This is a genomic window from Candidatus Hydrogenedentota bacterium, from assembly GCA_019637335.1.
Classification (GTDB): domain Bacteria; phylum Hydrogenedentota; class Hydrogenedentia; order Hydrogenedentales; family JAEUWI01; genus JAEUWI01.
The window spans coordinates 346688-359033 of record JAHBVV010000002.1 but is presented as its reverse complement, the minus strand read 5'-3'; the positions used below and the strand labels follow the sequence as shown (position 1 = coordinate 359033).

Here is a 12346-nt window from a genome sequence, read left to right as displayed (position 1 = left end):
CCCGCCGCATGAGCCTTTCTCTACAGCTTCACCAGGACCCCAATACGCTCGTCCCCGGCCAGGTGCTTGAGGGCGCCCTCGGCTGGCGGCTGGATGACCCGCCCAAATCCGCCGTGCTGCGCCTGTTCTGGTATACGGAAGGCAAGGGCTCCATGGATGTGGAAGTGGTGGAGGAACTGGTCCTCCCAACCCACCTCCCGGAGATCCAGGGGACCTTTCGCTTTTCGCTGCCCGCCGCGCCCTACAGCTTCCAGGGGCAGCTCATCTCCCTGCGGTGGGCGATCGAACTGATCCTGAACAACGGGAAGCGGGTGGAGCGGCTTCCCCTGATCGTGTCGCCGTGGGTGGAGCAGGTGACCCTGAAGAAAGTGGAATGATCGCCCGGCGGCGTTGTCGATGGTAAGCGCGGACCAGAACCCGTTTCGGGTGGCGCGGATCGAGGCGCTGCCATACCGCGCGCCGGACCTTGATTGGGAGGCGTTTATTGGCCGGATCGCGGCGCCGGGCGTTCGCGGGGCGATTGTGGGGCCGCACGGATCCGGCAAGACCACGCTGCTGCTCGAAGCGGAGGCGCGGCTTGAGGCGCGGGGGATCCCGGTGGTGTACGTCTTCCTCAACGAGGAGATGCCCCGGAAGTTTGCGGCGGCGCGGGCGGCGATCCATGCGGCACCCTCCGATTGTGTGCTGTTTCTCGACGGGGCCGAACAGCTCGGCCCGATCGCGTGGCGGCGCATCCGCTGGCGCGCGCGGCGGTTTCGCGGCTTCGTGATCACCGTGCACCGCCCGGGCCGCCTCCCGGCGCTGTATACCGCGCGCACCGGCGAGGCCCTGCTCCGGGAACTCCTCCAGCAACTCGCGCCGGCGGATTGCGAGCGGCTGTGGCCGCGGGCGCGGGAGGAATTCGCGCGGAACGGCGGGAACATCCGCGAGGTCTTCTTTGCGCTGTACGATTTCTGCGCGCGGGATGGGGGATAAGGGCGGATCAGACAGGCGTTTGCGTGCGGAGACGGGGAGTTGCCCGTTCAAGACCGGTGGTGGCATACTGATTAAGACACAGGAGCATGCCATGACGGAAATCGTATTTCAGGTGGAGGAAGACGAAGTAGGCGGCGGCTGGGTGGCGCGCGCGTTGGGCGAGAATATCACCACGCAGGCCGACACGATTGATGAACTCAAGACGATGATCCGCGACGCGCTGCAATGCCACTTCGAGAATGAGAACGATATCCCGCCCGCGATCCAGTTGCATTTTGTGCGGGACGAGGTCATCAGTTTTGCCGTCTAATCGGCTGCCCCGCGATCTCGCGGCGGAAGTAGCCGGTGATGCCCCCAGCACCTTCCGCCACCCGCTTCGCGGGTTCATGCTTATGGGGGGGCGGTTACCCAGGGTTCCGCTCGTTCCTCGCTCCACCTTGGGCTAAGTTCCGGCGCCCCTCCGGGGCAAAACCGGCGGAGTAGCAATGGATCGGCAGGCGCTGTCTTCTTTCGTGTTGGGACGCCGGGTTCCAGAGGTGAATTGTGGACCGGCGAAATTCACCGAATTTGCGTTCTGATGCTACTGCAACTTGGCAAACTTAAATCGGCCAGAAGCCTAAGTCATTAATCCTTTAGATTTCATCCTTCAGGAGTACCCCCATGTCCCCATTTCACGTCAACCGCCGCCAGTTCCTCGGGAGCGCCGCCGCGCTTTCGGCCGCCGCCGTCCTGCCATCCGCAGCTGGCGCGGAAATCGACCCCGCGCGCGTGGGCCTGGCGCCTTCGCCGACCTATCCCGGGCAGCACGCCTCGCTCGCGGTGGCGGATCCGTCGCGCATCCGCATGCTGCAACTTACGGACATCCACTTTTTCAACGGGCGGGACAAGCACGGCCCCGCGCGGGACGAGAAGACGCTGGAGGATATCCCGCGGCTGATCGACAAGACGCGCCCGGACCTGCTGCTCATTTCGGGCGACCTCTGGCACGACAACCCGGACGGGCGGGGCGCGGAATTCCAGGCCTATGCGATCGAGAAGGTTTCCGGGTGGGGCGTGCCGTGGCTCTTTACGTGGGGCAACCACGACCAGCTCGACGACTACGCGAAGGGGCACGACGCGCTGCACGGTGCAAAGGGGTCGCTCTACCGGGGCGGCGCCAGCGGCGGCAACTATGTTGTGACGCTGACCGGCAGAGACGGCGCGCCCTGCTGGGACCTCCTCTGCCTGAACTCCATGAACGACGGCCTGCTCGCCCCGCAGCAGGCCTGGCTCAAGGCGCTGCCGGAACAGGACCACCGCCTGCGCGCGAAGAATGCGTTCGCCGTCGTCCACATCCCCGTGAAGCAATACACGGATGTGTGGGCGAAGCCGGAGACCGGCGGCGTGTTCCTGGAGGAGGTGTGCTCGTGGGCGGAGGACGGCACGAGCCTGCCGCTGATCGACGCGCTCGGGACCGTCCGCGCCTACTTCTGCGGCCACGACCACGTGAACGACTACGCGGGCGTCTGGGGCGGGGTCACGCTGCACTACGGGCGCGCGACGGGCCATGCGGGCTACGGCGGCGACAAGGTGCCCAAGGGCGGCAAGATCATCACCGCCAACGCGGAAACGGGCAAGTATGTGGCCGAGAGCGTCCTGCCCGACGGCAGCACCTGGACCAGCGAGCCGGGGAAGAAGATCGACACCGTCGAGGCGCTGCCCTGGGCGTGAGAGGGAGGAAGATCCAGATTGCCCGCCGCATCGTCGCAACCGAGACGGAGTGAACCGCATTCCCACGGATGGCCGTGGGAACGAGAAGAATTAACTCTCGAACAGCCGTCCTCGGCGTGGTATGCTGGGAAAAAAAGGAGGGCTTGTCCGATGTGGAGCTATTCTTGTGTGGGTAGACCGGGGCGCCTGCGCTGTTGTTGCTGCGAGACCGTTCAGCTGCCGCGTTGCAGTATTCATAATGCGAAAACGGTGCGGGGGGCAATCGGATGCAAGGCGTAGAGTCTCGGGACACGAAATCCCCCCTTGCCGATGAGTTGGAAACCGTCATGGGGCGGGGGCGTGGGGCGGTTGCGCTGGAATCGCCGGACCCCTGGGCGCGGCGCGCACTCGTGGGAACGATGGTTCTGCTGCTTGCCGCGCTGGTCCTCATGCTGCTTGGCTTTGCGTTCTATGTGTTCCGGATGGCGGTGGCTCCGGGCATAGCGTGGAACGGAGCCGGGGTTCCGGATCCCGGCGAGGTCCGCACCGTGGATCTCGGCGGGGGGGTGCAACTCGAGTTGGTCTGGATCACGCCGGGCGCTTTCATGATGGGCAGTTCGGATTCTCTGGATCGCAGCGAATTCGGCCCCGAAGTGCGATCCCACAAAAGCGAGACTCCCCGGCATGAAGTGGAGATTAGCCGGGGATTCTGGATGGGACGCCACGAAGTCACCAATGCGCAGTTCCGGCGTTTTCGGCCCGGTCACAACAGCGGCGCGTACCGGGGCTTTTCCCTGGATGGCGACGCCCAGCCGGTTGTGAACGTATCGTGGGAAGATGCCCGGGCCTTTTGTGACTGGCTCTCCTCGGAGACCGGTTTCGCGTTCCGTTTGCCCTCGGAAGCCGAATGGGAGTATGCCTGCCGGGCCGGGAGTAGCGAACTTTATGCGGAGGGTGACACGCCGGCGTCCCTGCGCGGATTTGCCAATGTGATGAACCCATCCGTCGCTGGCGTACTGGGCTTCGACTGGACCCCTTTTCCCTGGGAGGATGGAATTAGCGTTACGTCCGCCGTGGGACAGTTCAGGCCAAACGCCTGGGGGCTCTACGACATGCACGGCAATGCCTGGGAATGGTGCGCCGACTGGTTTGACGAGGGTTACTACGCGCGCAGCCCCGCGCGGGATCCACAAGGTCCGAGTTCGGGAACAGTTCGCGTGCAGCGCGGCGGATCCTGGAGCGACACACCATGGTATTGCCGGAGCGCGTTCCGAAACGCCCGGTCGCCGGAGCTGGCGCGGGTGTACGATGGATTTCGGGTGGCCGGAACGGCTCCGATAGAGACGGTTGCGCGGCGATAATGGATTCGGGGTGATGCGTGGGGCCGTTGTCGGTGGTTGCGCCCGCTGGAGCGGCGGGGGCTGCGTTCCCACGGAGGACCGTGGGAACGAGAGCGTATTCTCCGCCGCCCCCCGCGCGCAACTTCGCGCTTGAAAAAAATCCCGCCACGGGATACCGTAAGGGGGTAGGCTTGGGAGAGGTGGCGCGGGTGGTGGCATGGGTAAACGTGGTCAGACCGTGTCCCCGGGTGAATGGGAACAACTCGATAAGCAGCTCAAGGCGCTGCACAAGGACTGGCATTATCTTTTCAAGCTTCTGGAAGGCTACCAGCAGGAGAAGTTCGACAAGCGCGAACTGGAGGTGGCCTACCTGGACTTGAAGGGCCGGATCTCGTGTGATTACCCGATTCTTGCGCGCTGGCGCGGGGAGGGCCACGGGCTCTACGGGGAGATCGGGGCCTTTTTCGACCACGGCGCGACACTCAAATCCCTCGCTGAGGGCGCGCGCAATGGCGCGGGGCGCACGATTGACGAGTGGGAGCTCGTGAACGAGGCGCTGGGCTACATCCGCCAGCTCCTGCAGGAAGCCCGCGACCGCGCGAAGCCGGGTAAGCCCATCCGCCTGCCGGAGACGTTCTTCAAGCCCCACGCCTCGCACCAGGACATCGACCGCTACACGAAACAGTTCAACGCCTTCCGCGCGGACTGGCGGCGGATGTACGAGCTGGTGCAGGAGAGCCTCCGCCCGGGCGCGGACCGCCGCGCGCTGGAGTCGGAACTGATCCAGCTCCGGAGCAAGCTTTCCTGCGACTACCCGACGCTCCCGCGCTGGTTTGGCGGGCGCGACGAACTCTCCAGCGGGCTCGGGCGCATCCTGTCCGACGGCACGAGCCTGGAGGCCCTGGCCGGCGGAATCCGCGGGCGCGGGCGCCTGGGGCGGGACTGGCAGGCGGTGGACGGCAACCTGAACACCGTGTGCGGCGAACTCGCGCGCGCGAAGGACCTGCTTCAGCGCGGCAAGTCCGGCGCGATCGTGGACAATTTCTTCACGCCGCCGGGCCAGCGCCGCCTCCCGATCAAGAAGTACCTCAAGCGCGCCGCGGTCATGTGCGGGGTCGCGTTCGCGGCCGGCCTGGTCTATTTCATGCGCGCGTTCCTGGGCTTCTGGGCCCCGGAGGCCGGCGCCGGCATCGAAGTCAACGCCTCCCTCGAAGACGCCGCCATCGTGGACGCGATTCTCGATGTCGCCACGCAGGCCTGCGTCCGCGGCGACGTGGATATGTTCATGACGGCCATCGCGCGCGATTTCCGGGACGACGAGGGCAACGGGCGGCGCGCGCTCCGCGTCATCGTCCAGGCCTACCACACGGCCGGGCGCATGAAGCACGCCTGGTTCGACTGGAAGCGCACGCGCGTCACCCGGCAGGACGAATGGATCTACGCGACGCCCGTGCTCATCCGATCCGACCTGGAAGGCGAAAGCGTGATCACATTGCGCGTCGGCTTCAAGCAATACGGCGACCGCTGGCTCATCGCCTATGCGGAGGGCCACAACTGACGCGGCCCGGGCCGTGCAAATTGCGCCGGCATGGGGTACACTACCGGGGCGCGCTCCGGCGGTGTGCCGGGCGGCGCGCCTGGTGAGGTGAACGAGCACGAGGGGCGCGAAAACGCATGGCCGAGAAGTCTTCGGGATCCTGCGATCCCTACGCGGAAACCCGCATCGGCCCGCCGGATACCGAGCGCGCGGCCGCTTCAATCGAGATCGGCAAGATCCGCTATTTCGGGGCCTATGAACTCCTCGAGGAAATCGCCCGCGGCGGCATGGGCGTCGTTTACAAGGCCCGGCAGAGCACGCTCAAGCGCATTGTCGCGGTGAAGGTCATTCTCAGCGGGCAGCTCGCGTCCGGCGAAGAGATCCGCCGGTTCCTCATTGAGGCCGAGGCCTCGGCCAACCTGAGCCATCCCGGCATTGTCCCGGTGTACGAATTCGGCGAGCACGAGGGGCTCCACTACTTCTCCATGGCCTACGTCGACGGCCCGAGCCTGGCCGATCGCGTGGCCGATCGCCCCCTGAGCCCGGAGGACGCCATCCCCCTCATGCGCGCGATAGCCGAGGCGGTCGCCTACGCCCACGGCCAGGGCGTAATCCACCGCGATCTGAAACCCAGCAACATCCTGCTGGAGGGGGGGATCACGCCGCGCATCGCCGATTTCGGGCTCGCCAAGCGCATGAAGGACGACGGCGAGTTGACCCGCACCGGCACCATCCTCGGATCGGTTTACTACATGGCGCCCGAACAGGCCGCCGGCAAAACCGAGGAGGTCGGGCCGCCGTCGGATATCTACGCGCTCGGGGCGATGCTGTACCGCCTGCTTGCCGGCCGACCCCCGTTCCAGGCGGCGACCGGCTTCGAGACGATGCAGCAGGTGATCCACGACGAACCCGTGCCGCCGCGCCAACTGAACCCGGCCATTCCGCGCGATCTGGAGACGATCTGCCTCAAGTGTCTGGAGAAGGATCCCGCCCGCCGCTATGCCTCGGCGGAAGAGCTTGCGGCGGAATTCGCGCGGGTGCAAAACGGTCTCCCCATCCTCGCGCGGCCCATCGGGCGGCTGGACCGGGCCTGGCGATGGTACCGGCGCAACCCCGTCCCGGCGACCCTCGGCGCCGCGCTGTTCCTCGCGCTCCTCGGCGGCCTCGTCACCGGCGTCACCCTCTGGAACCGCGCGCGGGCGGAGCACCAGCGCGCCCAGGACCAGCAGCGCATGGTGGGCGTGCTTTCCGCCCTGGTCCTGGAAAAGACGCTGGACGAAACCGAGGAGTGGCTCCGCCTTTTCTTCGAGCCCGTCGAGCAGCAGCTCGCGGTCGCGCGGGCGTGGGGGGCCGCCGGCCTCCTCAACAAGGACGATCCCGACGCCCTCAACCGGCTGCTCGCCCCGCTCATCGCGCACTACCCGCAGATCTCCTCGCTGCTCATCGCCGACAGCCGCGGGCGCGAGCACATGCTGCTCTCGATCGAGCCGCACGGCGGCGGGGAACGCACGTGGCGCAACCGGATTACGCAGCGCGATCAATCCCCCGATCGGGTGCGCTGGGTGGAATGGACCGGCGCGGACCCGTTGGCCCGGAGCGAGGAAGTGTCCATGCCCGATTACGATCCCCGGGCGCGCCCCTGGTACCAGGGCGCCATTGCCCGGCGGGACGAAGGCGGCGCGGACGCGCACTGGACCGCGCCCTACGTCTTCTTCACCACGAAGGACCTCGGCATAACGGCCAGCACCACCTTCGATCCCGGCGATGGCTTCGATCATGTGGTGGCCTTCGACGTGCTCCTCGAGGACATCACCGCCTACACCACCCGCAAGGCGCCGACCGACAACGGGATCGTGCTCGTGCTCACCCCCGGCGGCGAGCTCGTCGGCCTGCCGCGCGCCCCAAGCCTGCCCGATCCCGACGCCTGGAAGCGGGCCTTTCTCAAGACCCCGGCCAATGCCGGCCTCGATACCGCCGCCCGCGCACTCGACGCCTTCGGCGATGGCCGCCCGGACACCATCCGCCACATCGACACCGGGGCCGGCTTCTGGTGGGCCGCCCGCCGCACATTCCGCCTCGGAACCGAACAACAGCTCTGGATCCTCGTCCTCGTCCCCGAACGCGATCTCCACGAAGACCTCGCGGGTTGAGGGAGGGCGATGCGCAGCGGCGCGGTCTTCGGCCCGAAGGGCCAGCGAAGCACAGCGGCGTTGATATCGCGGAGGGGAACGGTACGCATTCCCACGGCGGACCGTGGGAACGAGTTCGCAACGGCCACTGCCGCCCGGCAATTAGACCTGCCACCTCATTATCTCAGCAGGAGTGCCGCTTCCACTCCGCAACCAGCCCCACCAGTTCCCCCGCCTTTGCCGCGCTGGACAAGAAGAGCGCGAGGTGTGTCTTGATGTAGTGGTCGGACAAATCATAGATCAGGTCGATTTTTCCGTCACGATCGATATCGCCCGCCCAGACCAGATAGGGTTCACCGAGATCGCCCATCCGTGGAATGGTCGTAAGAACCTGCGAGACCGCTTTTTCATCTGTTCCGCGATACATCTTTATCTGATAGTTCACCAGGTCCGCATGGTGGAATTCGGGGTTCTCTTCCGCGGTACCCACAGCCGTCAGCCGGATCTTGTCCGTTGGCAGGGTGAGACGATGGGACTGGCCGGGAAAGAGAAAGGCGTTCTGCCGGAGGGGTGTCGCTTGCTCCGACGGCCAATCCAATGGTTGCAGGGTGGCGGGCAATACCGGCCCCTCTACGGGATCCCTCAGGCCCTGGATCAGCAGCACGGGCGCCGTTTCCTGAGGGATGGCGACTCTCTTCCCGGTCATCTCTCCCTCGCGATCCATCATGGCGTTATGAACGGGCGTTATGGTCACCGGAGCATGCTGTAAAGTGAATCCATCGCCGTCTGGGAAAATGCCCCACCAATCAGGGCCCGACTCCGCAACTATACCTTGACCTTGCCACGCTCCCGGCAGAAGAATCTGGTAAGTTTCTTCGGCTCCAACATTCATCAGGGCCATCAGGAGGACTAGAAACGCGATATTAAACGTGCGGAAGTGCATGCCGATGCCCCTGTTGGTTCTTGTGCTCGATTTCTTCGACGCCGTTGCCGCTCAACATCCGGTCGTCCGCCATTCAGCCACTTTGCCCACAAGCTCGCCCTCTTTCGCGGCGCTGGAGAGGTAGAGAACGAGCCGCGTCACGTTGTAATGATAGGTGGTATTGAGCAGCAGGTCGACCTGGCCATCGCGATCAATATCGCCCGCCCATACGATGGAAGGCCGCGCTTCTTCGTAAACCCTTTCGGCGGTGTAGAGCACCTGACTCGACGTCACAGGATGACTTCCAGCGTAGAGTTTCAGTGTGTAGTTGTGGACAAAGGGCTCGGGCGTAATACCGTTCTCTTCCGTGGTCCCAAGCGCGGCCACAGTTCGCGCCAATTTGTGTTCCCCGTCCTTGATGCGGAGCCACAGCGTTTGACTTGGAAAGAGGTAGGCATAGTGCGGCTGGTGGTAGAGAGGGGCGAGCCGTCCTTCTTTGAGCCCCGCAATCCCCCGCACCAGCAATACCGGTTCCGCCTCCTGGGGCACGCTCACACGCTTGCCCGTGGCCTCGCCTTCGGCATCGACGATGGCATCGTGCTCCACCGTTATCGTTACGGGCGCGGCTTGCAGCGTGAAGCCGTCACCCTCCGGAAAGATCCCCCACCAATCCGCGCCCGCGTCTACCGTGACTTCGTTGCCGTGCCACAGGCCCGTGTTCAGGATCTGCACCATTTCTTCCGCATTCGAGAACGGCGCGGAAGCGACCAGTGCGAGCGTGCTTGCGTTTCGAATCAACTGTATCATGTTTACCGTAATCTCCTGGCGCGCCCCACAGTTCCCTATTCCGCGCCCGACACCGTCACCACCGGTGCGAGCGCGTTGCATATGTCTTATGACCGCCACCGGAGCAGGAGCCTGACGCCATGGCCGCCTTGTGTGTTCGGTCGCCGAGTCCGGTAGGCGAGCGCAATCACAGGTCCTCGTGATCAGTATACCATCGGACCAGTGAAACGCTGCCCCCCCAGCGTTCTGCTGGTTCGAGCTTGAACAGCGGCGTTTGTTCCGCAGAGCGGAACGGCATGCATTCCCACGGCGGACCGAGGGAACGAGTATGGGTGGCCCTTCTCTTCTGTGGGTTCGCATCGCGGGGGGTGCTTTGCTTACACTGGGCCTTTGTCGCGGCGCTTTTCTCCGCGCTCGTGTTTGTTCCGTGGTAATACTTTAGCCGTCCGAAGTGAGGCGTATCTCCGATACGAGATGCCTTACTTACACTGGATGTATTCGTCATTCCCGCGAAGGCGGGAATCCAGAGGCTTTGCGAGGTTAACGTTGCATGGTCTCTGGATCCCCACTTTCGTGGGGATGACGGTGTTCGATCACCGAGAGCCGCCACCGTTGGGTGCGACGAGGGTGACTACTTCAGACGGCCAGAGAATTACGTTCCTTGAAGGAGGCCTTATGAAGAAATCGTGGCCCGGGTTCGGGCTTTTCGTGGTTGTATTGGTTCTTGCGGCGCTGCTGTCCGCGCCGGTGGCGGGGGCAAACGGGGTGCTGGTGGAGGCGGAGGGGCTCTCGGCGCATGGCGGGTGGAAGCTGGATACGCAGTTCATCCATGAGATGGGCTCGCCGTATCTGCTGGCGCACGGCCTGGGCCGCCCGGTGGAGGACGCGTCGGGGGAGGTGTCGTTTCCAGCCGCCGGAACCTACCACGTCTACGTGCGGACGAAGGACTGGGTCGAGCGCTGGGGCGCGGAGGGGGATCCGGGCCGCTTCCAACTGCTCGTGAACGGGGAGGCGCTGCCGGAGGTCTTCGGGGACACGGGCGCGGAGTGGCACTGGGAATACGGCGGCACGGTGGACATTCCGGGGACGTCGGCGACGGTGGCGCTGCGGGACCTGACGGGCTTTGACGGGCGCGCGGACGCGATCTATTTCACCACGGACGAGAACGACGCGCCGCCCGAGACGGAGGATATTCTCGGGCCATGGCGCCTGGAGCGGCTGGGCCTGCCGCCCGAGCCGGTGGAACTTCCGGACTACGACCTGGTGGTGGTGGGCGGCGGCTACGCGGGCATGGGCAGCGCAATCTCGGCGGCGCGCATGGGCCTGCGCGTGGCGCTGGTGCAGAACCGCCCGGTGCTGGGCGGCAACGGATCCTCCGAGGTGCGCGTGTGGGCGCAGGGCCTGATCCGGCGCGGCAAGTACCCCCGCATTGGCGAGATTATCTCCGAAATTGCCGACAGCGCGACGAAATCGCCGGGGCGCGCGGAGGAATTCGAGGACGAGCATAAGGAGGCGGTGGTCCGCGCGGAAAAGAATATCGATCTCTTCCTGAACCACCACGCCTACGACGTGGAAAAGGAAGTGAACCGCATTGCGGGGGTGCTCGCGTTCGACACGCGGACCTCCGAGCGCAAGCTTTTCCGCGCGCCCCTATTTGTCGATGCGACGGGCCACGGGGTGATCGGCGCGGTGGCCGGGGCGGACTGGGAGATGACGCCGGTGGGCCGCATGGGGATGAGCAATATGTGGCGGTGGGCCGAGGCCGAGGCGCCCGTGCCCTTTCCGGAGACGCCCTGGGCGCTGGACCTGGAGATGGAGGATTTCCCCTATCCGCGGGAGTATCACGCGGAGTGGTTCTGGGAGAGCGGCTTCGACAAGGACCCGCTGAACGACGCGGAGGGCATCCGCGACTGGAACCTGCGCGCCGCGTATGGCGCGTTCAACGCGATGAAGAACCGGGGCGGCGCCGCGGAGCACCAGAACGCGTACCTGGAGTGGATCGCGTATATCGGCGGCCCGCGCGAGTCGCGGCGGCTCATGGGAGACGTGGTGCTGACGGAGGAGGACATCATCACGAAGCGGGAATTTCCGGACGGGTGCGTTCCGAGCACGTGGTCCATCGATCTGCACTACCCCAAAGAGCAGTTCATGAAGAAATACCCCGAAAACCCGTTCATTTCCTACGCGGCCTTTGACCACCGCGTGGACCGGCTCTACGGGTATCCCGTGCCCTACCGCAGCTTCTACTCGCGGAATATCGAGAACCTGTTCATGGCCGGCCGGAACATCAGCGTGACCCACGAGGCCCTCGGCACCGTGCGCGTCATGCAGACGCTCGGCATGGTGGGCGAGGTGGTGGGGAAGGCGGCGTCGATCTGCATTGAACGCGGAACCACCCCGCGCGGGGTCTACGAGGATCACCTCCCGCAACTGCTGGACATGCTGGAGCTGCCCGGCAAGGCGCGCCGCGCGACGGTGCGCGACGAGATCATCATCCCCGCCGACGCGCTCGACCGGGCGCCCGCGCTGGGGCCGTATCTGGGCATCGACCCGACGGCGCTTTCCGGCATCGTGGTGGACGATATGGCGGCGGAAAAGGACGGCGATTGGAGCACGAGCACCGGTCTCAAGGGCTTTGTGGCCTACGGATATGTGTACGCGAGCGGCGGCGCGACCGCGACCTACCACGCGACCATCGAGAACGCGGGCCGCTATGAGGTGCGCCACGCCCACCAGCCGCACGAGAACCGCGCGGACCGCGCGCGTATCGTGGTGCACGGCGCGGATGGCGACACGCAAGTGCTGGTGAACATGAAGGTCCCGGCTTCCGGCGAGCAGGGCTTCGAGCCGCTCGGCGTGTTTCGCTTCGCGGCGGGCGACCAGCCGGTGGTGACGGTGCACGCGGCGGGCGGCGGCGGCGCGGTGCACACGGACGCGATCCAGCTTGTGCGCGTTCGAGATTAGCGGC

The 12346-nt window shown here is 65.5% G+C and carries 10 protein-coding genes; 8 read left to right on the top strand and 2 right to left on the bottom strand.

The window, feature by feature from the left end; all coding sequences use genetic code 11:
* Positions 1-8 precede the first annotated feature (8 nt).
* From KF886_04955 to KF886_04925, 7 genes are all read left to right on the top strand, one after another.
* Positions 9-377 (top strand): hypothetical protein, encoded by a 369-nt coding sequence (locus KF886_04955; protein ID MBX3176686.1) that lies wholly within the window; start codon positions 9-11, stop codon positions 375-377.
* A 19-nt stretch (positions 378-396) separates the two neighbouring features.
* Positions 397-975 carry a hypothetical protein gene (locus tag KF886_04950; protein ID MBX3176685.1) on the top strand — a complete coding sequence of 193 codons (579 nt, stop codon included), beginning with the start codon at positions 397-399 and terminating at the stop codon, positions 973-975.
* Positions 976-1066: 91 nt separating this feature from the next.
* A complete protein-coding gene (locus tag KF886_04945) occupies positions 1067-1285 on the top strand; it encodes a 2-oxoisovalerate dehydrogenase (GenBank protein ID MBX3176684.1) in 219 nt (72 codons plus the stop codon).
* Between the two features lie 350 nt (positions 1286-1635).
* Positions 1636-2685, top strand: coding sequence for a metallophosphoesterase (locus KF886_04940; protein MBX3176683.1), 1050 nt, complete (start codon positions 1636-1638; stop codon positions 2683-2685).
* 326 nt (positions 2686-3011) lie between these two features.
* Positions 3012-4025, top strand: coding sequence for a formylglycine-generating enzyme family protein (locus tag KF886_04935; protein ID MBX3176682.1), 1014 nt, complete (start codon positions 3012-3014; stop codon positions 4023-4025).
* Between the two features lie 196 nt (positions 4026-4221).
* The gene (locus KF886_04930; GenBank protein MBX3176681.1) at positions 4222-5562 is read left to right on the top strand and encodes a hypothetical protein; all 1341 of its coding nucleotides are present in this window, start codon (positions 4222-4224) and stop codon (positions 5560-5562) included.
* 116 nt (positions 5563-5678) lie between these two features.
* Entirely contained in the window at positions 5679-7691 is a 2013-nt protein-coding gene (locus KF886_04925; GenBank protein ID MBX3176680.1) for a protein kinase, read from the top strand.
* Positions 7692-7854: 163 nt separating this feature from the next.
* Here the strand turns inward: KF886_04925 and KF886_04920 are convergent, their stop codons facing one another.
* Both KF886_04920 and KF886_04915 read right to left on the bottom strand, forming a co-directional pair.
* Positions 7855-8613, bottom strand: coding sequence for a hypothetical protein (locus KF886_04920; GenBank protein ID MBX3176679.1), 759 nt, complete (start codon positions 8611-8613; stop codon positions 7855-7857).
* A 51-nt stretch (positions 8614-8664) separates the two neighbouring features.
* A complete protein-coding gene (locus tag KF886_04915) occupies positions 8665-9399 on the bottom strand; it encodes a hypothetical protein (protein ID MBX3176678.1) in 735 nt (244 codons plus the stop codon).
* Between the two features lie 558 nt (positions 9400-9957).
* Here KF886_04915 and KF886_04910 point away from each other — a divergent pair.
* Positions 9958-12342: an FAD-dependent oxidoreductase gene (locus KF886_04910; GenBank protein MBX3176677.1), complete on the top strand. Its 2385-nt coding sequence runs from the start codon at positions 9958-9960 to the stop codon at positions 12340-12342.
* Positions 12343-12346: the final 4 nt, after the last annotated feature.